General features: G+C 61.9%; 25 protein-coding genes and 2 pseudogenes. 13 read left to right on the forward strand and 14 right to left on the reverse strand.

Annotated elements, in window-relative coordinates:
• Positions 1-207: 207 nt before the first annotated feature.
• Together HDG39_RS34940 and HDG39_RS07975 are read left to right on the forward strand one after the other, a co-directional pair.
• Positions 208-333 (forward strand): hypothetical protein, encoded by a 126-nt coding sequence (locus HDG39_RS34940; RefSeq protein WP_260327592.1) that lies wholly within the window; start codon positions 208-210, stop codon positions 331-333.
• A 72-nt stretch (positions 334-405) separates the two neighbouring features.
• Entirely contained in the window at positions 406-840 is a 435-nt protein-coding gene (locus tag HDG39_RS07975) for a rubredoxin (RefSeq protein ID WP_184004742.1), read from the forward strand.
• 33 nt (positions 841-873) lie between these two features.
• On the opposite strand, the pseudogene HDG39_RS07980 reads toward HDG39_RS07975, so the two are convergent.
• A pseudogene (locus tag HDG39_RS07980) lies at positions 874-1,269 on the reverse strand (Rossmann-fold NAD(P)-binding domain-containing protein); the annotation flags it as partial.
• 199 nt (positions 1,270-1,468) lie between these two features.
• Here HDG39_RS07980 and HDG39_RS07985 point away from each other — a divergent pair.
• Complete coding sequence (locus tag HDG39_RS07985) at positions 1,469-1,801, forward strand: hypothetical protein (RefSeq protein ID WP_184004744.1); 333 nt, start codon at positions 1,469-1,471, stop codon at positions 1,799-1,801.
• Positions 1,798-2,217 (forward strand): hypothetical protein, encoded by a 420-nt coding sequence (locus HDG39_RS07990; protein ID WP_260327595.1) that lies wholly within the window; start codon positions 1,798-1,800, stop codon positions 2,215-2,217. The genes HDG39_RS07985 and HDG39_RS07990 overlap by 4 nt, the downstream gene beginning before the upstream one ends.
• A 330-nt stretch (positions 2,218-2,547) precedes the next feature.
• On the opposite strand, the gene HDG39_RS07995 is transcribed toward HDG39_RS07990, so the two are convergent.
• Genes HDG39_RS07995 through HDG39_RS08030 form a run of 8 tightly spaced genes read right to left on the reverse strand, consistent with a single transcriptional unit; the run spans position 2,548 to position 7,574 of the window.
• On the reverse strand, positions 2,548-2,712 hold the full coding sequence (locus HDG39_RS07995; RefSeq protein ID WP_184004747.1) for a hypothetical protein: 165 nt from the start codon (positions 2,710-2,712) through the stop codon (positions 2,548-2,550).
• Positions 2,709-2,903, reverse strand: coding sequence for a hypothetical protein (locus HDG39_RS08000; RefSeq protein ID WP_184004750.1), 195 nt, complete (start codon positions 2,901-2,903; stop codon positions 2,709-2,711). The genes HDG39_RS07995 and HDG39_RS08000 overlap by 4 nt, the downstream gene beginning before the upstream one ends.
• Positions 2,869-4,371 carry an arabinofuranosidase catalytic domain-containing protein gene (locus tag HDG39_RS08005; protein WP_184004753.1) on the reverse strand — a complete coding sequence of 501 codons (1,503 nt, stop codon included), beginning with the start codon at positions 4,369-4,371 and terminating at the stop codon, positions 2,869-2,871. The genes HDG39_RS08000 and HDG39_RS08005 overlap by 35 nt, the downstream gene beginning before the upstream one ends.
• Positions 4,368-5,516 (reverse strand): hypothetical protein, encoded by a 1,149-nt coding sequence (locus tag HDG39_RS08010; protein ID WP_184004757.1) that lies wholly within the window; start codon positions 5,514-5,516, stop codon positions 4,368-4,370. The genes HDG39_RS08005 and HDG39_RS08010 overlap by 4 nt, the downstream gene beginning before the upstream one ends.
• On the reverse strand, positions 5,513-5,671 hold the full coding sequence (locus HDG39_RS08015) for a hypothetical protein (protein ID WP_184004759.1): 159 nt from the start codon (positions 5,669-5,671) through the stop codon (positions 5,513-5,515). The genes HDG39_RS08010 and HDG39_RS08015 overlap by 4 nt, the downstream gene beginning before the upstream one ends.
• A 37-nt stretch (positions 5,672-5,708) precedes the next feature.
• Positions 5,709-6,263, reverse strand: coding sequence for a DUF4376 domain-containing protein (locus HDG39_RS08020; protein ID WP_184004763.1), 555 nt, complete (start codon positions 6,261-6,263; stop codon positions 5,709-5,711).
• Positions 6,260-7,222, reverse strand: coding sequence for a hypothetical protein (locus HDG39_RS08025; protein ID WP_184005255.1), 963 nt, complete (start codon positions 7,220-7,222; stop codon positions 6,260-6,262). Before HDG39_RS08025 ends, HDG39_RS08020 begins: the two co-directional genes overlap by 4 nt.
• Positions 7,212-7,574: a baseplate wedge 1 family protein gene (locus HDG39_RS08030; RefSeq protein ID WP_184005220.1), complete on the reverse strand. Its 363-nt coding sequence runs from the start codon at positions 7,572-7,574 to the stop codon at positions 7,212-7,214. The genes HDG39_RS08025 and HDG39_RS08030 overlap by 11 nt, the downstream gene beginning before the upstream one ends.
• A 133-nt stretch (positions 7,575-7,707) precedes the next feature.
• On the opposite strand from HDG39_RS08030, the gene HDG39_RS08035 reads away from it, so the two are divergent.
• From HDG39_RS08035 to HDG39_RS08070, 8 genes are all read left to right on the forward strand, one after another.
• Positions 7,708-8,025 carry a hypothetical protein gene (locus tag HDG39_RS08035; protein ID WP_184004767.1) on the forward strand — a complete coding sequence of 106 codons (318 nt, stop codon included), beginning with the start codon at positions 7,708-7,710 and terminating at the stop codon, positions 8,023-8,025.
• A gap of 71 nt (positions 8,026-8,096) precedes the next feature.
• On the forward strand, positions 8,097-8,234 hold the full coding sequence (locus tag HDG39_RS08040) for a hypothetical protein (protein WP_184004770.1): 138 nt from the start codon (positions 8,097-8,099) through the stop codon (positions 8,232-8,234).
• A 264-nt stretch (positions 8,235-8,498) separates the two neighbouring features.
• Positions 8,499-17,687: a two-partner secretion domain-containing protein gene (locus HDG39_RS08045; RefSeq protein WP_184004774.1), complete on the forward strand. Its 9,189-nt coding sequence runs from the start codon at positions 8,499-8,501 to the stop codon at positions 17,685-17,687.
• Positions 17,684-17,947, forward strand: a complete 264-nt coding sequence (locus HDG39_RS08050; protein WP_184004776.1) for a hypothetical protein — start codon at positions 17,684-17,686, stop codon at positions 17,945-17,947. The genes HDG39_RS08045 and HDG39_RS08050 overlap by 4 nt, the downstream gene beginning before the upstream one ends.
• Before the next feature lie 2 nt (positions 17,948-17,949).
• Positions 17,950-19,692, forward strand: a complete 1,743-nt coding sequence (locus HDG39_RS08055; protein WP_184005222.1) for a ShlB/FhaC/HecB family hemolysin secretion/activation protein — start codon at positions 17,950-17,952, stop codon at positions 19,690-19,692.
• A gap of 169 nt (positions 19,693-19,861) precedes the next feature.
• A complete protein-coding gene (locus tag HDG39_RS08060; RefSeq protein ID WP_184004779.1) occupies positions 19,862-20,182 on the forward strand; it encodes a hypothetical protein in 321 nt (106 codons plus the stop codon).
• Positions 20,183-20,431: 249 nt separating this feature from the next.
• Entirely contained in the window at positions 20,432-21,652 is a 1,221-nt protein-coding gene (locus HDG39_RS08065) for an O-antigen ligase family protein (RefSeq protein ID WP_260327596.1), read from the forward strand.
• 216 nt (positions 21,653-21,868) lie between these two features.
• Positions 21,869-22,282 (forward strand): hypothetical protein, encoded by a 414-nt coding sequence (locus HDG39_RS08070; protein WP_184004783.1) that lies wholly within the window; start codon positions 21,869-21,871, stop codon positions 22,280-22,282.
• A 23-nt stretch (positions 22,283-22,305) separates the two neighbouring features.
• On the opposite strand, the gene HDG39_RS08075 is transcribed toward HDG39_RS08070, so the two are convergent.
• The 4 genes from HDG39_RS08075 to HDG39_RS08090 form a co-directional block, all read right to left on the reverse strand.
• On the reverse strand, positions 22,306-22,518 hold the full coding sequence (locus tag HDG39_RS08075) for a hypothetical protein (RefSeq protein WP_184004786.1): 213 nt from the start codon (positions 22,516-22,518) through the stop codon (positions 22,306-22,308).
• On the reverse strand, positions 22,515-22,754 hold the full coding sequence (locus HDG39_RS08080; RefSeq protein WP_184004789.1) for a hypothetical protein: 240 nt from the start codon (positions 22,752-22,754) through the stop codon (positions 22,515-22,517). The genes HDG39_RS08075 and HDG39_RS08080 overlap by 4 nt, the downstream gene beginning before the upstream one ends.
• Complete coding sequence (locus HDG39_RS08085) at positions 22,751-23,197, reverse strand: DUF7694 domain-containing protein (RefSeq protein WP_184004792.1); 447 nt, start codon at positions 23,195-23,197, stop codon at positions 22,751-22,753. The genes HDG39_RS08080 and HDG39_RS08085 overlap by 4 nt, the downstream gene beginning before the upstream one ends.
• Positions 23,198-23,271: 74 nt before the next feature.
• Positions 23,272-23,916: a hypothetical protein gene (locus HDG39_RS08090; RefSeq protein ID WP_184005257.1), complete on the reverse strand. Its 645-nt coding sequence runs from the start codon at positions 23,914-23,916 to the stop codon at positions 23,272-23,274.
• A gap of 20 nt (positions 23,917-23,936) precedes the next feature.
• On the opposite strand from HDG39_RS08090, the pseudogene lysA reads away from it, so the two are divergent.
• Positions 23,937-25,166, forward strand: a pseudogene (gene lysA, locus HDG39_RS08095) (diaminopimelate decarboxylase); the annotation flags it as partial.
• A 29-nt stretch (positions 25,167-25,195) separates the two neighbouring features.
• On the opposite strand, the gene HDG39_RS08100 reads toward lysA, so the two are convergent.
• Positions 25,196-26,116 carry a LysR family transcriptional regulator gene (locus HDG39_RS08100; protein WP_184004795.1) on the reverse strand — a complete coding sequence of 307 codons (921 nt, stop codon included), beginning with the start codon at positions 26,114-26,116 and terminating at the stop codon, positions 25,196-25,198.
• Between the last annotated feature and the right edge of the window lie 16 nt (positions 26,117-26,132).

The raw sequence follows: 26,132 nt of genomic DNA on the forward strand, positions 1-26,132 counted from the left end.
GTGTTCACCGGCGCCGCGCACCCAGTCCCGCCACGGCTTTCCCCCTCGCCCGGAATTAATCCATCTCCCCACCGTAGACAATGCGCGGCGCGCGAGCGGCGATAATATCGCCCGGTACTTTTATTGCGCGTGAGTTTGCGCCAATCGACATTCGTCGCGTCCGCACCCGTGTACCATTGCGCTTTTTCCGAACTTCAAGACTCGCTCGTGACCACGCAACAAACCCCTACCAACTCGCGTAAATCCCTCACTCTGCTGCAGTTGCTTGGCCTGATCGGCGCCGCTGGCCTGATCGCCTCGATCGCGCTGAATCTGCTGGTCCACGCGCACTGAAGCAGCGCCCGCGTCGCGCGGGCAGCCTTGTGCCGGCGTGCGTCGCCGGCTTTCTCGAGATTTTTGATTGCCATGTACAAGAAGGGCGTAGCCGTAGAAATCCAGTTTTCCCCCGAGCGGCTCAACGACGGCGCCGGCGATCCGTACTGGATCGATCTGACCAACGACGAAGCGCAGCGCCTGCTCGACAGCCTGAAGGCGCGGCTCGCGGGAACCGGTAGCGGTACGGTCGCTCCGCTCGTCGTGAGCCTCGATGCGACGGCGAGCACGTGCGCGGCGGATGCCGCTGCGACCGGTACGCCCGATGCGCCGTCGGCCGCGAACGTCGCCACAGCCGACGATTTCAAGCAATGGGTCTGCGTGATCTGCGGCTGGGTCTACGACGAAGCCGCCGGCGTGCCGGAAGAGGGCATCGCGCCGGGCACGCGCTGGGCCGATGTGCCGGCCGATTGGCGCTGCCCGCTGTGCGATGTGGGCAAGGAAGATTTTGCGCTGGTGGAGTTTTAAGCGGCGGGCCGAGGCTCGCCTGATAAACCCGCTCTACGCCGTCCCTTCCGGATAATCCGCCCCCTCGGTCGTCGCTCGCCAGGTGTCGAAATCGCCGCGCAGAAAGTCGAGCTTCCTGTACGCGAGATCGAGCGCGGTCTTGCCGAGCAGCAGACGCAGTGGCGGCGCGTCCGACAACGCCGCATCGATGATCGCCTGCGCGGCGCGCACCGGGTCGCCGGCCTGCTGGCCGCTGCGCGCTTCGGTCTGCTTGCGGCGCTCGCCGGCGGTCGACGCATAGTCGTCGATCAACGTTGCCGACTGCTTGATCGACGGACCCGCCCAGTTGGTGCGAAACGGCCCAGGCTCGACGATCAGCACGCCGATGCCGAGCGGTTTCACTTCCAGCGCGAGCGATTCCGACAGCCCTTCCACTGCGTACTTGCAAGCTGTATCTCTATGTACCTCCTTTCGGTCAAGGCTGAAATTGCCCTCAAAGGCCCGCCGGTAGCGGCGCCAGGTATCCCCGACGCGATGCGCGCGGGGACCCCTCTCTCGGGGTAATCCGGGGCCGAAACGCCTGCTTTCGCCACGATTACCGTGGCTACCTATAATCGAGCGACGCGCCCCTTTTTTATAGCGACGGACCATGCGCTCCAGCTATTTGACCCGAACGTTCAACCTCATCGCGATTACCGATCTGGACAAGGAAGGACACAAGAGCGTTACGAATGATATCGAGGCCGTACTCGCGGACCTCGCCGAGGCAGGCCAGCTCGTACCCGATCATTCGTATCAGCGCGTTATATACCGCGATAGCAAGGGCCGGTGGGATCAGGTCGTTATTGACGAGGCGTGCCAGTTTGTCCGCTTCGCGCCAGTCCTCGATGGCGGCATTATCGAATCCTCGGCAGAGCAGGATCTACGCCTTGCGCTATCGAGGATGCTGCTCGGAGAATTCGGGGACGAGGCTCTCAAATGAAGCTCGCCTATCCGACGCGGCGCGTACTGCGTGCCGGTGGCACTACGCAGGCGCTTGAAGGGCCGCGAACGATGGCGCAGATTGAGGCGCTTATCGGCCCCGACTGCGAGTGCTGCGACACCGTGATGCTCGACGGCGTACACGTCATGATCGTGGACGACCTCGGGTATCGTAATGGTTGCCGGTCAACGAGAACGCGACCGCGCTATACCTGCTACGGGCCGGTCCCGGTGTCGACTGGCAGATTCGCGGAGATGTTGTCATCGTGCCCGATGACGATTTCGCGCCCGCCGCGCTTTATCGCTTTTTCGGGTAAGTACAGAACCTGCGGATCGACAACGAGGCGCTCGTCGCTCGTGCGGTTGCTTCCGACGGCTGCGATATCCTCGACATTTTTCCCGAGAGGCAAGCAATAAAAGAGAGGGAGACGGACGGCGGAAATTCACGCGCAAACAGGTGAAATACAGCCGCCCTGACGCTCGCGGTGATGGGTGGCGGCTACCCTACGCGTGATGCGCGTACCGGTGCGGGGGTTGATATTCGGGTGTTACGTCCTGGGCATACCGGGAGAGGCGGGCCGCTTGCGCGCGTCGTCGACAAAGTCGCCATGCCGCGCATACGCCGCGAACGCAAGCGCGATGTTCAATACGACTTCAAACGGCGCTGAATACCGATAGACGATGATGGACACACGCCACCGCCATGCTTGCGACTAGGGCTTTGGAATCGTAGTGCGCGTTTGGCTGCTATTGTGAAATCGACGGAGCGGATGAGGACGCGGGTACGGTGACCGTGGCGGTATGGCCTTCGAGATCGCTCACACTATTCGAGTTACCTTCGATGTGAATTACGGTGCAGGCGGCGAGCGCGACGAACGCCAGCACGACCGGGATGAAAGGGCCGTGTTTCACGGACTGCCCCAGTACGCTTTCTGGCTGTTGTAGAGCAGCGTCTGGTCATTGGTCCCGAGCAGCGCGCCGAACTGGAGCACTTCGCAGAAAGTCACCGCCGCGTCTGCGATCTGGGACAGCGTGCCGATTTCGACCGTGGTAATCGCATGGCCCGCGCTACCTATCGAGCCCGTCGTCGTGTCGCCATTCAATATGAGCGAACTGGATATGCCGTTGTAATCTTCCGCCACGATATTGACGTCGCCCTGATTGAAGGTAGTCAAAGACGCAAAGTTCGTCGGATAGTCGTACATCAGATATCGGTCGTTGGCCGTGTAAAGCCCAATCAATGCCGGATTTGTTGTGCCACACATGATGCCGAAAGTTGCAGTCGTGGTAGCAGGTGGGAGGCCATTCACGGATACGCGCGAGCATGGCTGACCAATATTGAACGCGGTGCCCGATGCGACGAGATATTGCTCCGATGTGACCGTTGCTGTCGCCAGGATGCCGGGCAATTTCGACCATCGAGGCAGTATTGAGTACGCCATTCGTCACGATAAGCGGCTGGCGCACTGTGAGGGTTGCAGTCATGTTGAGTCCATGACCGCTCTGGTCGTACCATGTCGTGACATAACCGTTGGATTGGCCAACGAAGGCGAGCAGATCATCGATGTTGAGATCGCCGGTCTTTGTGAACCCGATATCTTTCGTCGCCTGGTCGCTATCGCGCCGAACGGTCAGGCATGGCCCGGTGTATGTTCCGGTCAAACGTCGCAGGCTCCATGCGCCTGCGGGCCACAGGGTGAGGATGTCGAGCAGGCCAGGCGTGCCCCAGTAGGTTCGCTGGTCGCCAGTGAGCGCCGCCTGGTCAGACGCGCCCAGCAGCGCGCCGAACTGGAGCACTTCACCAAACACGGCGCTGGCACCGTCATACCTGGAGAGAACGCCAGCCGTGACCTGATTGATTCCATCATCCTGGCTACCCACAGAGCCATTCGTGACGGCGCCATTCAGGGCGATGCTGCTGGATGTCGTGTTGTAGTTTTCGTCCACGATATTGGCATCGCCCAGCCGTACTGCATTCACAGACAGCAGCCCCGTGGTGTAGTCATACATCTGGTAGTACCTGTTAGCCGCCCTGAGCGCGATCACGGTCTGATTGGAGGTGCCGACGACAACAGGAAAAGTCGTCGGCGTTGCTCCTGCTGGACAGCCGGTTACCGATACGCGGGAGAATGGCTGACTGATGACGAGCCCTGCCGATGCAGTCATGTACTGGCTCGTGGTGGCCGTCCCCACGGCAAGAATTCCAGGTAGCGGCGAATGATCGGAGACGGTGTTGAGCATTCCAGCCGTCACAATTAGCGGTTGATGAGCAACCGCTAATTGGGTCATGTTTCTACCGTATCCGGACTGATCGTACCAGGTGGAAACAGCTGCGCTTGAGCCTCCCGCGAAAGCCAGCAGTGACGCCACGCTCAAATCGCCCTGCGGGGTAAAGCCGATATCCGCCGTGGCACTGTCGGAAGTGCGGACGACGCGAATTGCCGGCCCAGAATATCGTCCGGTCAGACGTCGAAGGCTCCATGCGCCAGCAGGCCATGCCGAAAGGCCGTCAAGCACGCCAACATAGGGCTGCGCGGCGCACATGAGCAGCCGGGATGCGAGACGGCTCATTGATTCTGCGCGGCGACGAAGCCGCAGTACGTCGCACCGCCGTCCTGCGTGTAGATGACGAACGTATCGAGCTTGCCGGCTACGCCCGTGAGCGACGGTGCGCTGCCCTGCGGCCAGCGGATCGATGCCGGCCAGACAATTTTCGAGTTCGCGCTGTTCGCCACCACCAGCACGAATTCGGCGAGCACGCCAGCGGCGGGCGGATTGGCAATCGTCAGTGTGGTCGTCGCGCCGCCCGCGACCGGTAGATTGAACAGGATTTCCGGCGCGCCATTGACGATCAGAGTGAGGTCAAGCATAACCGCCGCGCCCGCCTGAAGGTTGACGATCGCGCTGGCAGGTCTGTTCGTAAGGTCAGCATAGTTACAGCTGGTCGCCACAGGCGCGAGTGCGGGCTTATGGAGAATCTGTGCAATGCCCGCCGTTGCATTCCAGTCGGCATTCGACTGTGGAGGATCGGCGAACCAGTTCGAGCCGTCGGACGCCATCCGCACGATGGTGAACGATGGCTGCAGGGCGAAACTGGACGTTGAGTCCGCCGCCACACCGGGGCTGTTGATATGCGTGCCGGAAGGCGTGGAGACGGTCTGCGTATAGCTGGTGCCGTTGAGCAGATCGATCCGGATGCCCGCGCGCCCGATGGGTGTCGGCAGTATCGTCGTGTGCGATGTGCCCGAGATCACGACCAGGGCACCGTTGGCCGACGCGTTCAGTATGGTCGTTGTGGACGAGGCAATCACCCCGCTGTAGTTGCCCGGCACCGGCGCGTTCACCAGATCGATGTAACTGCCGCTGGTGGCTACTGCCGCAAGCACGGGCAGGCCCGAAAGGTCATCATACCGGCCGCTCGTCGCGACCTTCGCGAGGTCTGGCCGGTTCAGGATCTGGCCCGGGCCGCTTGTGGCGTTCCAGTCCGGGTTCATGGAAAGCCAGCCCTGCGCGTTGCCGTCCGTCGCATCGGGATCGGTAACGTTGTGCTCGACGGTGTTGATCCAGAAACCGGAGAGCGCGGCGTTGAGCAGTACCGCCCCCTGCGGATAGCCGCCGACGTCCGGATCGCTGGCGAACGTCGCGTCGTACAGGAACGAGCCGCCCGCCTGCACCCATCGCAATGTCTGCGCAAAGAGGAACAGTACACCGTTCATGTCCTGACCGAACGGCGGAATGCCCCCTGTAGCGGGCTCGTCATCGTCGCGGACGGAAAACCATCGTTGAGCGACGCGGCGCCCTTCGTGATGCCGGTCTGCGAAGCCTGCGGGATGACATTGCGCTGGCCGTTCAGCGCGAATGGCACCGGCATGAGATCCGGAGTCTGGTTTGACTGCATCTTGCTCGCCCTACAGCATGACAACATTCGACGGGAACGTGGCAGGATGACCGGCCTGTAGCGCTGCAAGCGCCTGGCGACAGACCGAGGCGTACTGCGCCGCCGCCTTCGAGAAGGCCATGAATGTCTCGGTATCGGGAAACTCATGCAACTGGCCGTCTGCATCCGGCCACGGCAGCGTATCCGCGCCATTGGTAAACGCCTTGTATAGCGCGACGAATTGCGCTTCAGCGCTGATGCCGGACACGTCCGCGTCGGATACGCCGTACGTCGCGTTCAACGCGGGTGTCGCCACGCAGGTAACGTCGATACCCTGCGCGATCGCCGCCGCGTATTGATCACGAGGCGTAAGCAGAGGCGCAACATATTGTTCGACCGGGCCATACGTCCCCGCCGCGCACGCCTCGAAAATCTCGCCGCCGTGCGCATGCGGGTCGTCACGCATGGCGGTGAACGGCAGGTAGTCCGCAAACGCAGCGAACTTCACCAGACAGGCAATACTGCGCTGTCCCGCATCCGCCCATACGGGGTTTCGCACGTCCGTGTAATTGAGATAATCGGTCACGCTATCCTCGTCCATACGCACCAGTAATCACTCGCTGCGGCCGCGCTGCCGCTACTGAGCCAGGAACCGGGCCGCCCCGGCAACCCCATCACCGTTCCTTCGCTTGCAGACTGGCTGCTGTCGCCGTTCTTCACAATGAAGGCAACATAGCCGAGCCCGTTCACGGTGAGCGGCTGCAGATTGTTTGTTGTCCATGCGCCCCCCACGGCGGCGTTTACGTCGGCCAGCCACGCCAGTGCGCCGAAGCTGGAGTTGTTGTCGATCTGGCCGAGGATATGGCCGGAACCATCCCAGCCGAGATAGAGCTTGTTGTTGCCCTGGCCCGCACCTCCGCCCTGCTGGACCGGGGTAAATCCGAGCGGTGGCTGGATCGCGGGCTTGTTCAGGATTGCCGCCACGCCCGATGATGCGTTCCAGTCGCTGTTGACCTGTCCCGGCGGCATCGTCGGCCTATTCAGGAGATCGTCGTAGCTACCCGTCGTGGCTACCGTCGCCAGCGGGGGCCGGTGGAGAATCTGCCCTGGGCCACCCGCCGCGTTCCAGTCCGCATTCAGGGAAACCCAGCTACGCGCGCTACCGTCAGTCGCGTCCGGGTTCGTCGTGTTGTTGTCCGCCTCGTTGAACCAGAAGCCGCTATAGTCGGCGCGTACGAGCACCGCCCCCTGCGGATAGCCGCTGACGTTCGGATCGGTCGCGAAAGGGGCGCTATAGACGAACTGCCCGCCGGCCTGCACCCAGCGTACCGTCTGCGACAGATCGTAGAGGATGCCGTTGAAATCCTTGCCGTCGGGCGGTACGCCTCCCTGCGTTTTCGGCTGCATCGTCACCGGTGGGAAACCGTCGTTGAACGAGGCCGCGCCCGGCGTAACGCCAGCCTGCGACGCTTCGGGAATGACGTTCCTGAGCCCGTTCGTCGCGAACGGCAGCGGTACCAGCGTCGGGGTCTGGTTAGCTTGCATTGAGCACCCCGGTAGAGAAAACGCCCTGATTGAAGGGCTGAAAATCCTCGACTGGATTCGAGAGCCCGAAAACGTCGTCCGAGGCGACGACGAGGTTGCACAATACGCCGGTCGGTCGCGGCAGTACCCCCGACTGCGTCAGGAACGCGATTTCGAGGATCTCAAGGTCGAACTCGAACGTGTATTGCATCGTCATCGCGCCCGTGTCGAGCACGTAGCAGTGACCACGACCGGCAAAGAGATAGGCGAGCAGGCTATTGAGCGAGGCACACGCGCAGTCGCCTGAAACGTAGAACCCCGCCTGCCCGCAAGGGTAGGCGGCTGCTGGTGTTCGTCCATCGTTTCTGTCTATGGACGGGCCCTGGCAGGGAGGCCTTCGGGCCTGCCGGTTTGGTTCTACGCCGGTCGACCAACCCTGTCATGTGCCCGCTCACCCAATCGTCGTTGGGTCGGGCCGTTTGTTTCTCCGAACGGGACTACGGACCATGTCAGACGCTTCCCCCAGCAATTCAGATATCAGTTCTCCCCACAACCGTATCGCCATTCTCGAAGACCTGCTCGCCTTTCACTGCGAGCGGAATATGCATGGGGTTGGCGCAATATTCGAGATGGTTGCATGGCTTGAGTGCAGCCAGAGAGCAGACCTTTGCGCCGAGGAACTGCGCGCAAGGATCGAGTATGCGCGGGTCGGCCTGACGCGGCTCGCGCATGAACTGGCAATCGGCAACCTCGACACTGGCGCAACGCGGGTGGCGATGCTGCGCTCGTCGCTTGTCTCATCGCACCCGGAGCGGCTGTCGTGAGTATCGGCTCCGGGGATGCTGCGCCATGTCTTGCATGAATGCCGCGCGATAGCGGAGCGGGAGGCAGGCGCATGGACGAGATTCCCGCGATCTTCGTCGCCGGTTCAGCAGTCGTAACGTTGCTGCTTGTGACCTTCATCGTAGGCATAGTCATTTTTACGCGACGTAACGATGCGCCGCCCGGTCCTGATTTACCTCAAAAGTACTGAGGATTCTTGACAATTTGGAGACACGAAAATAATCCAGCGCGTATTAAGCAGGGCGGATGAAATTATCAAACATTGTCAGATCAGCACAAATTCAGACTTACCTCATGGTGATTTCGAAATCAGTCTGATAGTCTCGTCACCCGCACGCTCAAAGCGAATCTCGAAGCGGCGCCCGATCTGCGGTCATGGCCTTGCGTCGTCGTAAACCGATTGGAAAACGCCTCGCGTTGCGCGGGGCTTCGTTCAGCATTACGGGTACAAGCAATGAATAACCACTGTTACCGGCTTGTGTTCAGCAAGCTCCGGGGAATGCTCGTCGCGGTCGCAGAAACCGCAATCGGACATGGCACAAGTCACGGAGAAACCGGGCCGTCGTCCGCGCGTCGACCGACTACGCTTTTCGCCATGCGTCACGCGGCCTTTGCTGTACTGGCTATTTTCGGTCTTGCGCCCGGCATGTCGTACGCGCAGATCGTACCCGCTGGCGCACATGCACCCGGTGTCATCGGCACGGCAAATGGTCTGCCTCAAGTGAACGTGAACAGACCGTCGAATGCGGGCGTATCCGTGAATACGTATTCGCAGTTCGATGTACAAAAAAACGGCGCGATTCTCAACAATTCGCCCGTTAATACGAACACTCAACTCGCAGGCCAGATCTCCGGTAATCCGAATTTCGGGCCGAACGACGCCGCGAGGATTATCGTCAATCAGGTGAACAGCAACAACCCCTCACAACTGAGAGGTTATGTCGAAGTCGCGGGCCAGAAAACCGCGGCTGTCGTGATCGCCAATTCCTCGGGCCTGGTCATTGATGGCGGCGGCTTCATCAATACGTCCAGAGGGATTCTAACGACCGGCAATCCGCTGATCGACGGTAGCGGCAACCTCACCGGCTTTAGCGTGACGGGTGGCACGATTACCGTTCAGGGCGCGGGACTGGTCGGCTCGAACATCGATGAGGTGGATTTACTGGCGCGCGCCGTGCAGGCTAATGCGGCGATCTACGCCAATGCGCTGAACGTTACGACCGGCTCGAACAATATCGACTATGCGAGCCTGACGCCGACGCCTATCGCGGGCAGCGGACCCGCGCCCGCCGTCTCCATCGACGTCTCGCAGCTCGGCGGTATGTACGCAAACCGCATCACTCTGGTGGGCAACGAGAATGGTGTCGGGGTAGCGAACGCCGGTACGATTGCCGCGCAGGCTGGCGACCTCACGCTGACGACTTCGGGCCAGCTTGTCCAGTCGGGCAAGATGACCGCGAGCGGCAACGTAGGTATCAACGCGACAAGCGTCGCGAACAGCGGTACCGTCTACGCGCAGCAGAGTACTACCCTCTCTGCTGCGGGCGCGCTGACGAATAGCGGTACGCTTGCGGCGCAGCAGAATACCACGGTCAACGCCGAGTCCGTCGATTCAACCGGTACCCTCGGCGCAGGCGTCAATAACGATGGCTCGGTCGGTAGCTCGGGCGACCTGAATGTTGCGACTGGCGGCCAGCTGAACGCGACCGCCCTGAACGTGGCGGGCGGCAATGCGTCGCTCTCGGGTAGCGGCGTCAATCTCGCGGGTAGCGAGACAGCGGCGAACGGTAATGTATCGCTGACGGCAAACGCAGGCGACCTGAACCTCGCAGGCGCGACGACGAGCGCAGGCGGCTCGGTCGCGGCGAACGCAGCAGGTACGCTTGACAACGACCACGGCTCGCTGACGGGCGGCGGCGTGACGCTCAACGCGGCCAACCTGTCGAACCAGGGCGGCGAGATTTCGGCGCAGGGGCCGCTCATCGCGCAGGCGTCTAGCCAGCTCGCAAACCAGGGTGGCTCGATTGTCTCGCAGGGCGCGATGCAGGTCAGCGGCGGCGCCATCGCGAACAACCAGGGGACGATGCAGAGCGCCGGCGGTTTGTCGGTAACCGGGTCGTCGCTCGACAATACCGCAGGCCGCATTACGTCACTGAACGGCGATGGCCTGTCGGTCACGACGACGGGCCAGCTGGTGAACGCGGCAGGCACGACCGCAACCGGCGCACAGGGCGGCGTCATCGGCGGCAATGGCGGCGTCACGCTGCAAGGCGGGAGCATTGCCAACCATGGCGCCGTGTCGGCGCAGACGAACCTCCTGGTGACTGGGCAATCGGTCGACAATAGCGGCGGTTCGCTCGGCGCATCGGGCAATACGACGGTCAATGCCGGTTCGCATCTGACCAACGGCGGCGGGTCGATTGCAGCAGGCCAGACGGTGACGGAGAGCGCTACAACGCTCGACAACAGCTCGGGAACGACCCAGGCCGCGCAGGTATCGCTCAACGCGACGGACCTCATCAATCACGCAGGAACCGTTACGCAGACGGGTAGCGGGCCAATGAACGTCGCGGTATCGGGCACGCTCGACAATTCGGCGGGCGGCACGATCCAGACGAACAGCACGGACCTGACGCTCGCCCCGGCTACGCTCGACAACGACGGCGGCACGATTGTTCACGCAGGTACCGGCACGCTGACGCTTGATGCGGGCAACGGCGCGGGGTCGATCTCGAACGCGGGCGGTACCATCAAAAGCAACGGACAGGTCGGCGCCCAAGCCGGTTCGTTCGGCAATGCTGCGGGTCTGGTACTCGGTCAGACCGGCCTCACGGCAACGGTCGGCGGTGCGCTCAACAACACGAACGGCAAGCTGCTCTCGAATGCCGACCTGAGCCTCGCGAGCGGTACGCTGACCAATAATGGCGGCGAGATCGGTGCGGCCTCGAACGAAACAATCCATAGCGGGTCGCTAACCAATAACGGCGGGTCGATCGTCGCGCCGAATCTGTCGCTAGCAATCGGCTCCACGCTTGACAATAGTGGTGGCGATATCGAGGCGAACCAGCTCGCGCTGGGCGCGACGGATCTCCTCAATCACGGCGGCACGATCACGCAGTATGGCGCGTCGCCAATGAGCGTCAACGTCAGCCATACGCTTGATAACTCGAACGGCGGCACGATCCAGACGAACAGCGCGGACCTGACGCTCGCACCGGCTACGCTCGACAATGACGGCGGTACGATCCTCGCCGCCGGAACGGGGACCCTGACGATTGCGCCGGGCAACGGTTCGGGTTCCGTATCAAATGTCGGCGGGAAGATCATCACTGCCGGCCAGATCGTGGCGCAGGCCGGGAGCCTGGACAACGCGATCGGCGTACTCGCCGCGCAGGGCAATATCGCGGCAAACGTCGCGGGCAATATCAACAATACGCAAGGGGCGATACGGTCGCTTTCATCCCTGTCGCTCGCGAGCGGCGGCGCGCTGACGAATACGAACGGACAGATCCAGTCGGGTACGGGCACGGCGGGCGATACGAGTACGCTCGGCGTTCAGGCCGCTTCGGTCGACAATACAGATGGTCTCGTGAGCAACCTCGGTACGGGAAATACGACCGTCCAAGGCGGCAGCCAGACCATCAATAGCGGCGGCGCAATCACGGGCAACGGTAACGTGGCCGTCAATACGTCATCGCTCTCGAACACGCAGGGCGGACAGCTGAGCGGCGCGAGCGTCGCGGTGCAGGCGGATACCGTCGACAACAGCGGCGGTGAGATCGGCAGCTTCGCCGGTTCCACCGGCGACCTTGCCATCACGACGACCGGCGCGATTACGAATACGAACGGGCAGATCGGCGCGACGCACGACCTGACGCTGAACGCAGCAGCACTGACGGGCGGCGGCGCATACAGCGCCGCCAACGATGTGGCGGTGAACGTTCAGGGCGACTTCGCGCCCACCCCGGATCTGCAATTCAGTGCCGGTCACGACCTGACCTTTACCCTTCCTGGTACGTTTAACAACGGCGCAACGCTGGCGGCGGTCAACAACCTCGGCATCAACGCGGGCGATATCGCCAACAGTGGCGCGATGATGGCCGGCGGCACGCTCACCACGCACTCGAACACGCTGGAGAATACGGGGGCGATTGTCGGCGGCAGCGTCTCGGTCAACGCAGCGCAATCGATCACGAATGTCGGGCCGACCGCGCTGATCGGCGCGACCGACAGTAACGGCCTGCTCGAAGTGCTCGCGCCCGATATCGAGAACCGCGACGACACCACGATGACCGATACGCAGGCGACGACCGCGATCTATGGTCTCGGTAACGTCGTGCTGGCGGGCGGCAAGGATGCGAACGGCAACTATACGAACGCGAACCTGATCCGCAACCAGTCGGCGCTGATCCAGTCGGCGGGCGACATGACGCTCGACGCCAGTCAGGTCACCAATACGCGGACGACGATGACCACGACGGGTCTGAATCAGCCGGTTGATCCGTCGCTGCTGTCGCAGCTCGGGATCAGTCTGTCCGGGTGTACCGCGATCAACATGGCCGCCTGCTCCGCAGGTAATCCGTATGTCGGCTGGACCACCCCGGATAACCCGGCTTTCCTGACCATGATTGGCGGTGTGTACACGGTGCCGCCCAACGGCGGCCAGTGGAACAGCGGCTACCAGTACACGACCTATACGGGCGTGGCGGTGGCGAACCTGATTGCGTCCATCAGCCCGCAGGCGCAGATCATTGCGGGCGGCAACCTGGACGCGTCGAAAGTGGGGCTGTTCCAGAACTACTGGAGCGCGGTCGCGGCGGTCGGCAATATTGCCGCGCCCGTCACGCTCGACCAGAATAGCTGGCAGGGGCAGACCGCGCCTGCAGTACAGGTGACGTACTCCGGGTACTATCACTACACGAACTACGACCATAGCATTGGGGACTGGACGTTACCGTTCGGCGATGCGCCGTTTGTCGGGTCCAATCCGGGCGGCTACCAGGCGGCACCCGCCGATATCCGCTCTTACGCACTCCCGAGCTACGAGTCGAGCTTCGTCGCGGGGGGTACGCTTTCCGGTACGGGCGTCAATATCGACAATACGGCGGGCAATGCGGGCGTCCCGTCGCTTGGTCTTGTCCCCGGCCAGTCGCTCGGCGGGGTGACCGTTGGCGGGGTCAGCGGCAGCGCGGGTGGTACGAAAGGCGGAGCGGCTTCGGTCAACAGTGGCTCGGGGCTCGTTAATCCCGTCATCGCGAGCGCTACGGCGGTGAACGTCCTGAGCAACCTGACGATCCCGCAGGGTGGCCTGTTCAGGCCGGCTACGGCACCGAACGCGCCGTACCTGATCGAGTCGAACCCGGCCTTCACGAACGCGCGATCGTTCCTGTCGAGCGACTATTATCTGCAGCAGCTCGGCTTGAATCCGCAGAGCGTCGAAAAGCGCCTCGGCGATGGTCTTTACGAACAGCAGCTGGTACAGAACGAGATTACCTCGCTGACCGGCAAGGCCGTACTCGGCCCGTACACCGATGTCCAGTCGATGTATGAAGCGCTGCTCGCAGCGGGTGCCTCGCTCGCCGGGTCCCTTGACCTGCCGCTCGGCATGAGCCTGTCACCTGACCAGGTGGCGGCACTCACCAGCAACGTGATCATCATGCAGACCGAGATCGTCGACGGTCAGTCCGTGCTGGTGCCGGTCGTCTATCTCGCGCAGGCCAGCCAGCAGAACATGAACGGGCCGCTTATCGCGGCGACCGACATCGATCTGCAGAACGTGCAGACCTTCAATAACAGCGGTACGGTGCAGGCGGGCAATACGCTCTCGATTCAGGGCCAGCAGATCAACAACGCGTTCGGTACGTTGCAAAGCGGCGGCCTCATGTCGCTGACGACGACGGGCAATGTCGACCTGACCTCGGCCACCGTGAACGCCGGGAACCTCGCGCTGAACGCAGGCGGCGACCTGATCCTCAATACCGCGGTGAATACCGTCAACCAGGTCAGCGCGACGGGCGCGACACGGACCACGACGACGCTTGGGCCCATCGCGAACCTGAACGTGGCGGGTAACGCGGCAATCGTGACGGGTGGCAACTTCGAGCAGAATGGGGGCAACCTGAACGTGGGTGGCAACCTCGGCATGGCCGTGGGCGGCAACTACGATCTCGGCTCGGTGCAGACCGGCGAGCACAAGGTGGTCGCGGGCGCGAATGGTGTATCGGATACCAGCCTCAACCAGACGACCGGCAGTTCCGTCAACGTGGGCGGCGTCTCGCAGATCGGCGTGGGCGGCAACCTGACCGCGACGGGCGCGAACATTAACCTCGGCGGTGGCGGGACGATTGCGGCGAACGGTGACGTGACGTTGCAGGCAGCGAAGGCAACCTCGACTGTCGACAGCAACTACTCGGGCAGCGACAGTCACCGCAGCTATTCGGCCTCGCTGCACACCTCCACCGATACGCTGACGGCGACGACGCTCAATTCCGGCAATTCGCTGACCGTCGCATCGGGCAACAACATCAACGTCAGCGGCAGTTCGATTGTGCTGAGCCAGGGCAATGCGAATCTTCAGGCGGTAAACGACGTGAATATCGGTGCGACCACTGCGACGCAGGTCTCCGATTTACAGTCGACGTCCAGTCATAGCAACGTCGCGAGCAGCAAGCAGGTCGCAAGCTCGCGCGACACGACCACGACGCAGTCGCTCGGCAGCACGATTTCGGCCGACGGCGTGTCCATCAGCAGCGGTCACGATATCAACGTGGCGGGTAGCACGATTGTCGGCTCGAATGACGTGGCGCTGAGTGCCGCGCACGACGTCACCATCACCACGACGCAGGACACCATGCAGTCCTCCGGCAGCTATCAGGAGCAGCATTCGGGGCTGGGTACGAGCGGCCTAACGGTCACGGCTGGCACCAGCAAGCTCACGCAGACCGACCAGGAATCGAGCGTAACGAATAACGGCAGTCTCATCGGCAGCCTTAACGGCAGCGTGACGATGACGGCGGGCAACAACCTGCACATCACCGGTAGCGATGTACTCGCGGCGCAGAACGTGACGGGCACGGCTGCGAATGTCACCATCGACGCGGCGACAAACACCTCGAATTACAGCCAGGCGCAGGAGACCCAGAAGAGCGGCTTCACGCTCGGTCTGTCGGGCAGCGTGGGCGATGCCATTAACGGCGCCTACCAGCAGGGCCAGGCGCTCGCGAGCGGCAACAGCGACTCGCGGGCGACCGCGCTGCACGCGATTGCGGCGGGCGGCGACACCGCAATGGCGGCCATGGGGGCGGCTAGCTTGATGGGCGGTGCAACGGGGCCCAATGCGCCGAGTATCGGTGCGCAGTTGAGCTTTGGTTCCAGCCAGAGCAGCAGTACCTTTAGCGAGAGTCAGACCACGCAATTGGGCTCGACCGTCAAGGCGGGTGGTACGGCGAGCTTCACGGCAACGGGCAATGGCACGCCCGGGTCGGGTAATGTCACGATTGCCGGATCGGACATAAGCGCCAATGATGTTGTGCTGGCGGCAAAGAATCAGGTCAACATCGTCAACACCACGGACACCGACCAGACCGCCAGCACGAACAAGTCGAGCAGCGCGAGTGTTGGCGTCTCGTATGGCACGCAAGGCTTCGGTGTGTCCGCCTCGATGTCGAACGCGCACGGCGATGCGAGCAGCGACGCGGCGATCCAGAACGCCTCGCACGTAACCGGCACGAACAGCGTTACCGTCGTTTCGGGGGGCGATACCAACATCATCGGCTCGCAGGTCAGCGGCGGCCAGGTAACGGCGAGCGTCGGCGGCAACCTTAATATCCAGAGCGTGCAGGATACGACCGTGAGCACCGCGCACCAGAGCAGCGCGGGCGGCGGATTCAGCATCAGCCAGGGGGGCGGCAGCGCGAGCTTCAGCGCGCAGAACGGGCATGCCGATTCGAACTATGCGCAGGTGAACGAACAGGCGGGCATTCAGGCGGGCAGCGGCGGCTTCGATATCAACGTCAAGGGCAATACGAACCTGACGGGTGCGGTGATTGCCAGCGATGCCGATGCGTCGAAGAATTCGCTGGCGACCGGTACGCTCACGTACAGCGATATCCAGAACCAGTCGCACTACAGCGCGTCAAGCAACGGTATCGGCGCGGGTGTGGGCGTCGGTAATACCGGTAAGGCGATTGGGCCTGGCTCGGTGAGCGGTACAGGTGGCGTATCGCCGATGATTTCGCAGAACGACAACGGCGACCAGAGCGCGACCACGCGCAGCGCGATCAGCGCGGGCACCATCAACATCACGAACCAGACCGCGCAGACCCAGGACGTGGCGAACCTGAGCCGCGATACGACGAACACCAATGGTACGGTGTCGGCAACGCCCGATGTGAACAACCTCCTCTCACAGCAGGCCGACACGATGCAGGCTGCGCAGGCGGCAGGCCAGGTCGTCGCGCAAGGGATCGGCGCGTATGCCGATGCCCAGCGCAAGTCGGCCGTTGACCAGGCCAAGATAGATGCAGCGAATGGCGACTGGGCCGCGTATGCGACTGACGTGGCCAACGCCAAGCAGTGGGATGAAGGCGGGGACAGCCGCGCCATATTGCAGGCCGCAGGTGGCGCGCTCATTGGCGGCCTCGGTGGCGGCAGCGTATTCACGGCGGTTGGTGGCGGGCTGGGCGCCGGCCTTGCGTCGAAGATGGCAGATCAACTGGAAAGTCTTTCAAAGGGCGTCACGGCCGAGACGGGTTCTAGCCTCCTGGGCAACCTTGCCGCGAACGTCGTAGCGAACGTGGGCGGCGCACTGGTCGGTGGAGGAACAGCGGGCGCGGCAACCGCAACGAACGTGGACCTCTACAATCGTCAACTGGATACCAAGGAGAAATCGCTCGCGCAGCAATTGTCCGATGCGAGCGGCGGGAAATACACTGTAGCGCAGATCGAGGACCAGATGCGCCAGATGGACATGAGCGTCAACGGATCGACTACATCGGGTGCGGCATCTATTCTGGTGGGGCAGACGCCGACCGATTCTGGTGCACGATGGATGGCATCTCCGCAGACATCAGGCGGACAGCCGGTCCTGCAGCAAATCATTGCGCCGTCCGATTCCGCATTGCAGAGCTATATTCTGGCGAACTACAACAGTGTTTCGCCCGGGCAGGTGCCTAGCGAATTTACGTATCCATCGAGCGGCACTGGCGGCTCGATCAACGTGACCGGACCATTTACCAATTTCGGTCAATCAGACCTTGATTACGTGCGTAGTACAACCTTAAACGCGAGTTCGATGATTTCTAACACGGCGGGATGGATCGGTTCCACTGCGGCTACGGCCGCAACAGTTCCGTCTCCACTTGCGCCCGTTTTCGGAGAGATTACCTTTGGAGCTACTGTGGTGGGTACTGCCGCTGATGCTGTATCGCAATTGGCTCAGCCAAATGTTGGCCAATACACATATCAGGGGGCAGTATCGCTTGCAGGGCAAATCGCTGGAGATCGCAACCCGGCAGGATCATTAGTTGTGAACGGCGCTGCTGCGGTTATTAACAATAACCCCATTGCGACGAGCATCCAGAATTGGCTAACCCAAGAATCGAATTCAATCTTCAGTTTGAATTCGAATGGGGCGAAAAAATGAAAATAATTGAAGACGGGAATTTTTCTGGTTGGCTGCGTATAACCTTGTATGCGGTTGGTCTTGCAATCTTTGTGGGAGGGTTAGCATTCGATTGGTTGCCAAGATGGGCCAGGATGGCTGGTTTCTTGTTGGGCTTTGGAATGATGGCGTTGGGTGGTTTCTCTAGCCGTGCACACATGTTGCATATCAAGCCCTTCGACAATAGTTACAAGAAGGCGCGCAAAAGCTATGAAAGGGACGATGACGGAAGCAACAAGTGAAGATGAAAAATAAGAAGAAGCGTTCGTTAGGCCCGCTCGCGGTTCTTGTTCCTCTCGCCGTCCACGCCCAAACCCCGCCCGATATAGCAGCGGCGGCGCGCACGAACGCCGAACAGCAACAGCAGGTTCAGCAGCAGCGCGATGCGCAGCAGCGGGCGGCGACGGTCGCCGCGCCCGTTGTTCGCTCGGCTGCGCCCGTAGCCGGAGAATGGCCGGTGCTGCCCGTCGAAACGCCGTGTTTCCGTCTCGACTCGTTCGCGGTAGAGGTACCGGCTACATTGCCCGAGGTCGACCGCGCAAAGGGCGCGTCGGCGCTACCGATGGACCCGTTCGCGTTCCTGCATGACTGGCTGCGGCACTACGAGGGGCAATGCGTCGGCAAACAGGGCCTCGACCTGCTGACCAGGAGCCTGCAAGGCGTCATCCTGAGCCGTGGCTTCATTACGACGCGCGTGCTGCTACCCGCACAGGACCTGTCAAAGGGGACGTTGAAATTCGCCCTTATACCGGGCGTTATCCGCAATCTCAAGTTCGCCGACGCGAATACGCGCGGCACCTGGAAAACCGCGTTTCCCGCGCGGGACGGCGACACGCTCCAGTTGCGCGACCTTGAGCAGGGGCTGGAGCAGATGAAGCGCGTACCGAACCAGGACGCGACCATGCAGATTGTGCCTGGGACGTCGCCGGGCGAGAGTGACGTCGTCGTGACCGTCAAGCGCTCAAAGCCATGGTCACTCGTCGTCTCGGCAGACAACTCGGGCACGGATGAGACAGGTCGTTATATCGGCAACGTGACGCTCGGCCTGTACAACCTCCTCGGCCTGAATGACGTACTGTCGGGAGGCTTCAACCAGGATCTCCAGTTCGGCAATCAGGATCTCGGTACGCACGGCTGGAACGCCTCGTATGCTGTACCGTGGGGCTACTGGACCGGCACGCTCTACGGCTATACGAATACGTACTACCAGCAGGTCGCGGGGATCAACCAGACGTTCGTTTCGAGCGGCAACGCGCAGACGGCGGGCCTGAAACTGGAGCGGGTTCTCCACCGCAGCCAGAACGGTGTGTCGGGCGTCGAGTTCCAGCTCATCAAGCGGTTCGGCGCGAGCTTTATCGAGGATACCGAAATACCGCAGCAATACCGCGACAATACATTTATCGAGGCGGGGCTAACCAACCGGCACTACTTCGGCGCGGCGCAGTTCGACGGTACGCTCGCCTACCGCCAGGGTATCGGTGGACTCGGTGCGATGCCCGATACGCCGGGTGGCCCGACCTACCGCTTCAAGATGGCGACGCTCGACGCGAACCTCTCGGTGCCGTTCAAGGTAGCAGACCAGTCACTGCGTTACGTTGGAACCGTACACGGCCAGTTCACCAACGACGAGCTGAACTATATCGACGACCTGACCATCGGGAGCCGCTACACGGTGCGCGGCTTCAGCGGTCAGACGATGCTCGCGGCGGAAAAAGGTTTCTACTGGCGCAACGAACTCCAGTATCCGCTCGGGCAGACAGGACAGGTTCTCTATGCAGGTCTCGACTACGGCCACCTGTGGGGGGCGTCTGCCGCGAATCTCGCAGGCACACAGCTCGCAGGCGCGGCCATCGGCCTGAAGGGTTCTGTGCCGTCGCGTCTCGGTACGTACAGCTATGACGTATTCGCAGGGACGCCGATCTATGCGCCATCTGGCTTTCCGGCGCCAAGCGTGACGTTGGGCTTTCAGGTTACGGCGCAGTTTTGAATGAGACCGCTCATCTTCCGTACCCCAGTTTCACGCGCCAGCTTGCCTGGAATGCTTATTCGCGCGTGGCCAATCGGGTTAAAAACGCTATGCAAGCCGTATTCATTGGGGTGGGAGAAACTTGCTACTTCTACCTTGAAGACAGCGGTAGATGGGAGGACATGAAAGTATGACGATCGACGTAGACAGTGCGCAGGATGCGCATTCTTCCGGCGATATTGAGGAGTTGCCAGAACACAGAAATGATTGTCCGCTTGGGTTCGCAGTGCTTAAAAAAATCGACGGCCGATACACTTTATATGAAGATCCGGACGGAACATATGTGCTGGCATTGACTGTGAACCGTCCATATGGCACATCGACGAAGTATCAGATGTGGGCGGAGCTATCACGGCTCGAAAAGCTGATTATCCAGTTGTTGCCGAGGCGGCTGGGCTTTCTGGCGAGGAAGTTGTTGCGCGAAGAAGAAAAGCGCCATGAACAGTGTTAGCGATCTGCATAGGGTGCTTCCTGTCAGCATGTATGGGATTCCCGTTGTACGGCCCCAGCTGCTTTTTCCGATGCAAGGCCTGGCTCACGGAGCCACCATCAAATCACTTTCACCGGAACCTATTAAGCAATGACGGAATTTTTTCCGCCTTTTACGCCAACTCGGTGGGCACTCGCACGCTGGTGCGCAATCTGCACACTATTTGCTATACCGATTTCGACTGCCGCCGTGAATCTTCTGGCGCCGACAATGGTGCTGATCATGTTAACCTGCCGGCAGTTTTGGACATCGGTCGGTGCAATACGGCATAACCGTGTTGCCGTCGCCGCTTCAGTATTATTCCTTCTTCTGTGCATAAGCCTGCTGTGGGACGTGGCCCCGATTGGCGAATCGATATCGATATTGGCTAAGTACCGAAAACTCATGTACTTCCCGTTTCTGCTCATCCTGTTCAATGAGCCAGCATGGCGTCGATTGGCTATCGGCGCACTCTATATTTCGCTCACGTTTGTATTGATATTGTCTTGTACCAATTGGCTTGGCCTAACGCATATCGGCCCGTTGTATGCGCCCGATCCAATTAGAGCAAGCTGGGTGTTCAAGCACCACATAACGCAAGGACTCTTTACTGCGCTGCTTGCGTATATGGCTCTTACTTTGGCGTGGGGCCGGCACTGCGGGGAAAAGTTGAACGTTAGTTTGGGTGTCCGGGTATCAAGCGCGGCGATAACTGTCTTGGCACTCGCGTCAGTTTTGGTCATGCAAGAAGGGAGGACGGGCCAGGTAGTGTTGCCTCCCTTGTTGATATTGTGGAGCTGGCAGACGTTCCTGCGAGGGCAGGATCTTCGATTCGGGAAGGCGATTTTGGTACTCGGTGTCGCGGCGGTCGTCGGCGGCCTAGCGGTTACATATGTCGCACATAACAAGATGTCGCGTCTAGCAGAAGTCGGTAGTGAAATTCGCGACTACGAAAAGCGCGATGAACCTACGTCAGTAGGATTACGTTTCGAATTCTACCGGCGCTCACTTTCTCTGATTTCGCAACGCCCTATACTGGGAGCCGGCGTGGGAAGTGTTGGCACGTTGTTTCGCGAGCAGGCGTCGGGACAGCAGGGGGCACGAGGAATGGAATCGTCGAATCCACACAATGAATATTTTCTGATCGCTGACCAATTGGGCATAGTTGGACTCGTAGCTTTTCTTATGCTTATATGGCAAATATGGAGACAAAGTTGCAATTTGCGGAACCTCGAAGGAGCATTCTCGGCTGGCTATGCGGCGGCTTTTGGGATTGCCTGCCTGGCCAATTCGCTTTTGCTCGATTTTCCAGAAGGCCATATGCTGGTTTTTCTGTGCGGCATCCTGCTGGCACCGTCCCGCATCGTCGGGCCCCCTTGTACAGATCTAATTGAAGAGAGAGATGGTGCCACGCGCTCGATTGTTGTCGGAACACCGCCTTGCAGATCTTGAGGTGGATCTCCATCGATCCTGTTCGCCGCCTGCAACCCTACTTTATGCCGCAGGCAGGTCACGATTACGACATTTTCCTCGATGGCTCGGCGGGGCGTTGCTGCGTCGCTGTGCGGCGCATCGACCGGATCGGATTGGCCCAGCCGGTCCCAAAGAAGGTAGCCCAAAAGTGTGCATCGTAAGCAAGACATCAGTGCGGTTCTGACAATGGCGCGAATGAAACCCAGACGACTCTCGCGCGAGATGCTGCTACCACTGCCAGTGCAGAAGGCGCGCGCGCTCTCGCTCGGATATCATCTCGCGCTATCAGTAATGGCGGCGGGAGACGGCAGCTTCGATCAGGCCGCCACGCTTCTGCAGGCGATCTGGCATGCGCGATTTCTCGCCGGTCGCGAAGACGTGAACGCGGAGCACCTCGCAGCGGCTGAATCCGCGCTCGACGCGATTAGTTCGCGCGTCGACGCGGGCGAAGCATGGACGGTTACCGGTGCCGAGCACACTGCAATCGCACGCGGACTGTCGATCCATGACCAGTTCACGACCCGCGAGCCGTATCACCGCTTCGTTGCGGCCTGGGCGCAGATGCAGCATCTAGCGCGGGAGTCGCTGGAAACGTCAACGTCAACGTGAACGGAACTGCCTCCTACGAGGAATCACCGCGCGCCAAAGACGGCGTCGAATATGGTCCGAAGGTCCTCGCCTCTGCACGGACGCCGACCGTACCAGGCCTCGGCGCGCCGCGCATAAATCACCGCATTTGCCGCCCAGGGCTCGCCCCGGCGTCGCGCTTCGGCGAGTACCTGATCGCCGAGCGTCGAATGCCGGAACAGTTCGCCCGTTATCCGGTTGCGCAAAATCCTGCTCATGGTCCCTCCTGCTCGTGCTGTTCGCCGGAGACGTACGCCGGATCGGCAGGCATTGAGCCGACGAGCGCGGCATGCGCGAGGCGGGCAATCGAGGACAGCGAACCATGTACGAGCGGCGCTTCGGCTATCGACGCAATCAGGTCGAGCGCCTCGCGGGCGCGTGCGAGATGATGCAGTGCCAGGTCGTGCGCATCCTCGGCCTGGCGGACGCGGTGTTCGCGGTGTTTTGCGTTCATGGCCCCGACCACTTCCATCCGGCGGCGGCGAGCGCCCGCAGCTTCCCGATATCCTCCGGGGTCATCTGCGCGAGCTGTTGCGGCGTCATGCCCGCGATGCCGACCATGGTGACCGGCGGTAGCGGAATCGCCTCGCACTGCGGACGCCACATATGCAGGCGGTACGGGTGGTTATTGACGTACTGGTCGCGCGGCGGATGCAACTGCATGACGGCCTCGCCGGGTTCGAAAAACTGATCCTTGACCCACGCCATCTCGGACCAGAACGGGCAGCGCTTTTCCCCGGCTACGGTGACGCTGACGCGATCCCACGATCCGCCGTTCGTCGCGATGACGTGCAGCGTCGCGCGCGTGCCCGGGGCAACCAGGCCGAATGCCCCGTTATGCGCGTCGCCGCCGGGACGCCGGAAACGCCGCCGTTCGAGGTGCACCAGGTTCCTCATGAAACGACCTCCTGTCCGGTCAGCGCGTCGACGCCTGCGACGCGCTACCCGATCCGTGAGCGGGGGTACCGCGATCATTGCAGTGGCAGGCGCAGATTCCGCGGCGTATGATTGAGTCTCGAAGTCCCCTTCGAGGCCGTCACGTCCGTTGCGGCCTTTTTCTTTTTCCCCGGCTCGCCGAAGATCGCCACGCCGACAAACTCCCGCATACGCGCAACCATCGCGGACTGGTCGTTGATCTGGATTCTCGTCACGGACTGCTTGCTCGGGTCGAACACCTTCAGGCAGCGGCAGAACAGGTCGTAAGGCTCGCGCGCCTTGATCTGCCCGCGCAGGTAGGCGCTCACGAGCGATTGCGCCGAGCGCGGCATGCCGGCCAGGTCGTTTGTCGCGAGCGCGCGGTAGACGAGCCGGACGTAGTCGGCGTCGCCGTCGTCCATCATCGTGAGGACCGCAGCCGAGCGTACCGGGGCACTGCTCCATGTCCGCACCGATGAACCACAGAAGTTGAGGAGGTCCGTATGCCACGGCTCAATGCGCTCGCAGACCGGAACCAGCGCCGTCGGAGTCGGCGGCGTACTCGCGAAAATGCGGTAAATCAGGCGTGCGACCTCGACCTCGCGGCGGTCACGCCCGATCATGTCGGCCACCGAGCGTTTGTAGCCGCCGTCTATCGCACGAAACGCCTCGTCGCGCGGGAGGCCCTTCGTCACCAGCATCGGAAAGCTGTTGCCGTCGGGCAGCTCTCGCGCGCCAGCACGGCACGCCGCTATGGGTCTATGACGCCGACACGATCCGCCGGCGCATCGCGCAGTTGCGCAGTTTCGACACGATCCGCTACGCGCAGAAGGCCCGTTCGAACGTGCACATCCTGAAGCTGATGCGCGACGAAGGCGTGATGGTCGATGCGGTCTCTTTGGGTGAACTCGCGCGCAGTTTTGCCGCGGGTTATGCGGCTCAACCCGCATCGAACGGTGGGCCCGAAGGCGTCGTCTTCACCGCCGACGTGCTCGACCACGCGACGCTGGCCACCGTGCTCGACGAGCGAATCACGGTCAACGCCGGATCGCCCGACATGCTCGAACGTCTCGGGAGACACGCGAGCGAAGGCCATCGCGTGTGGCTGCGGATCAATCCCGGCTTCGGTCACGGCCACAGCAGCAAGACCAACACAGGCGGCGAGCACAGCAAGCACGGCATCTGGCGCGATGACCTGCCACGCGCGCTCGAACTGGTGCGGCACTATCGGCTGAAGCTCGTCGGGCTGCACATGCATATCGGCTCGGGTGTCGATTACGCGCATCTCGCGAAAGTGTGCGATGCAATGGTCGATGCGGTGTCGCAACTCGATCAGGATATCGAGGCGATTTCCGCGGGTGGTGGTTTGTCGGTGCCGTATCGCGACGGCGAGCTGAGTGTCGATACCGCGCATTATTTCCGGCTGTGGGACGACGCGCGGCGCCGCATCGAAGCACGCGTCGGGCATCGCGTGAGACTCGAAATCGAACCGGGGCGCTTTCTGGTCGCGCAAGCAGGTGTACTCGTCGCCGAAGTGCACGCGCTGAACCGGCGGCCGTCGCGGCAATTCGCGTTGCTCGATGCGGGCTTCAACGACCTGGTGCGGCCGTCGTACTACGGCAGTTATCACGAGATCAGCGTGCTTCGGCGCAACGGCACGCCGAGCGATGCGCCGGCCGGCTCGTTCAGCGTGGCGGGGCCACTGTGCGAAGCCGGCGACGTGTTCACGCAGGCGCAAGGCGGTGTCGTCACGAGCCGGTCGATGCCCGCGCCTCAAATGGGCGACCTGCTCGTGTTCCACGACACGGGCGCGTACGGCGCGTCGATGTCATCGAACTACAACAGCCGGCCGCTCGCGCCCGAGGTGCTGATCGAGCGCGGCAACGCGCGGCTGATCCGGCGCAGGCAGCGCATCGAAGAATTGATAGCGCTCGAAGCAACGGCGGCTTGAGCGGCGCGTTGGAGTTCAACACTCAACGCTCAATGCGCCCGCACCGTGCGCGTGTACGACGCGATCATCGTCGCGAACTCTTGCGCGGCTGGGGTCAGCGGAATCGCGGCGCGTTGCAGCAGACAGACGTTCTGCTGCAACGCGCGCTCGCGCACGGGGATCGTCGTCAACACGTCCGCGAACGGCCCGCGCTTCGCGATGACCGATGATTCGAGCGACAGGCAATCAGTCGCGGCTACCAGGTGCAGCGTCTCGTACAAGCCCTCGACGGTCGCGACGATCTTCGGCGGCGTCAAGCCGTAGCTATCGAACAGATGGCTCAACCGGTTGACGTGCGGCTCCTCGGTCAGATTCGGCGAGCGCGTCGTCACCCACGTGCAACCGACGAGTTCGGCGAGCGACTTCGCGCGCGCCTTCGGATGACCGCGCCGGCACACGATCACCGGGTCGGACGGATAGAGCGGCGTGACCGACAGATCGGCGGTGTCGGTCTGCTTCGATACGAGCGCGGCAGCGAAATCCAGCGTGCCTTCGCGGATCCACGAAATCATCATGCGCGACGTGCCCGTGCGCAGATGCACGGCGACGCGCTCGAAGCGCGCACGAAATTCCATCAACACGGGCGCGAACGCGTCGACGAGCGGCTCTGTCGTCATGCCGAACGTGACCTCGCCCACGTAGTCGCCGCGCAGTTGCCGCACCTCCTCCTCGGCACGCTCGCATTCACCGAGGATCGCGCCGGCCCGCTGCAGTAGCCGCTGGCCCAGCGCGGTCAGCGCAATGCCGCGATTCGTGCGCGTGAACAGCGTTGCGCCGAGCATCGATTCGAGGTTCTGCAACTGCTGCGTGATGCCGCTTTGCGCGATGCCGAGCGCGCGCGACGCCGCGCGGATGCTGCCATGCTCGGCGACCGCCGTGAACGCGCGCAGCTGGGAAATCGTCAATGCCATGGCGACAGGGTTTGGT

Source organism: Paraburkholderia lebeckiae, assembly GCF_014201005.1.
GTDB classification, from domain to species: Bacteria; Pseudomonadota; Gammaproteobacteria; order Burkholderiales; family Burkholderiaceae; genus Paraburkholderia; species Paraburkholderia tuberum.

Excerpts from the sequence above, each read along its gene's own strand:
- HDG39_RS08090 (WP_184005257.1), bottom strand. The coding sequence starts at position 23,916 with ATGCTGGTGACGAAGGGCCTCCCGCGCGACGAGGCGTTTCGTGCGATA.
- HDG39_RS08025 (WP_184005255.1), bottom strand. The coding sequence starts at position 7,222 with ATGCAAGCTAACCAGACCCCGACGCTGGTACCGCTGCCGTTCGCGACG.
- HDG39_RS08040 (WP_184004770.1), top strand. The coding sequence starts at position 8,097 with ATGGACGAGATTCCCGCGATCTTCGTCGCCGGTTCAGCAGTCGTAACG.
- HDG39_RS08035 (WP_184004767.1), top strand. The coding sequence starts at position 7,708 with ATGTCAGACGCTTCCCCCAGCAATTCAGATATCAGTTCTCCCCACAAC.
- HDG39_RS08085 (WP_184004792.1), bottom strand. The coding sequence starts at position 23,197 with ATGAGGAACCTGGTGCACCTCGAACGGCGGCGTTTCCGGCGTCCCGGC.
- HDG39_RS08060 (WP_184004779.1), top strand. The coding sequence starts at position 19,862 with ATGACGATCGACGTAGACAGTGCGCAGGATGCGCATTCTTCCGGCGAT.
- HDG39_RS08100 (WP_184004795.1), bottom strand. The coding sequence starts at position 26,116 with ATGGCATTGACGATTTCCCAGCTGCGCGCGTTCACGGCGGTCGCCGAG.
- HDG39_RS07985 (WP_184004744.1), top strand. The coding sequence starts at position 1,469 with ATGCGCTCCAGCTATTTGACCCGAACGTTCAACCTCATCGCGATTACC.
- HDG39_RS08050 (WP_184004776.1), top strand. The coding sequence starts at position 17,684 with ATGAAAATAATTGAAGACGGGAATTTTTCTGGTTGGCTGCGTATAACC.
- HDG39_RS08010 (WP_184004757.1), bottom strand. The coding sequence starts at position 5,516 with ATGAACGGTGTACTGTTCCTCTTTGCGCAGACATTGCGATGGGTGCAG.
- HDG39_RS08005 (WP_184004753.1), bottom strand. The coding sequence starts at position 4,371 with ATGAGCCGTCTCGCATCCCGGCTGCTCATGTGCGCCGCGCAGCCCTAT.
- HDG39_RS08055 (WP_184005222.1), top strand. The coding sequence starts at position 17,950 with ATGAAAAATAAGAAGAAGCGTTCGTTAGGCCCGCTCGCGGTTCTTGTT.
- HDG39_RS07975 (WP_184004742.1), top strand. The coding sequence starts at position 406 with ATGTACAAGAAGGGCGTAGCCGTAGAAATCCAGTTTTCCCCCGAGCGG.
- HDG39_RS08075 (WP_184004786.1), bottom strand. The coding sequence starts at position 22,518 with ATGAGCAGGATTTTGCGCAACCGGATAACGGGCGAACTGTTCCGGCAT.
- HDG39_RS08065 (WP_260327596.1), top strand. The coding sequence starts at position 20,432 with ATGGTGCTGATCATGTTAACCTGCCGGCAGTTTTGGACATCGGTCGGT.
- HDG39_RS08045 (WP_184004774.1), top strand. The coding sequence starts at position 8,499 with ATGAATAACCACTGTTACCGGCTTGTGTTCAGCAAGCTCCGGGGAATG.
- HDG39_RS08015 (WP_184004759.1), bottom strand. The coding sequence starts at position 5,671 with ATGCCGGTGCCATTCGCGCTGAACGGCCAGCGCAATGTCATCCCGCAG.
- HDG39_RS08070 (WP_184004783.1), top strand. The coding sequence starts at position 21,869 with ATGAAACCCAGACGACTCTCGCGCGAGATGCTGCTACCACTGCCAGTG.
- HDG39_RS07990 (WP_260327595.1), top strand. The coding sequence starts at position 1,798 with ATGAAGCTCGCCTATCCGACGCGGCGCGTACTGCGTGCCGGTGGCACT.
- HDG39_RS08080 (WP_184004789.1), bottom strand. The coding sequence starts at position 22,754 with ATGAACGCAAAACACCGCGAACACCGCGTCCGCCAGGCCGAGGATGCG.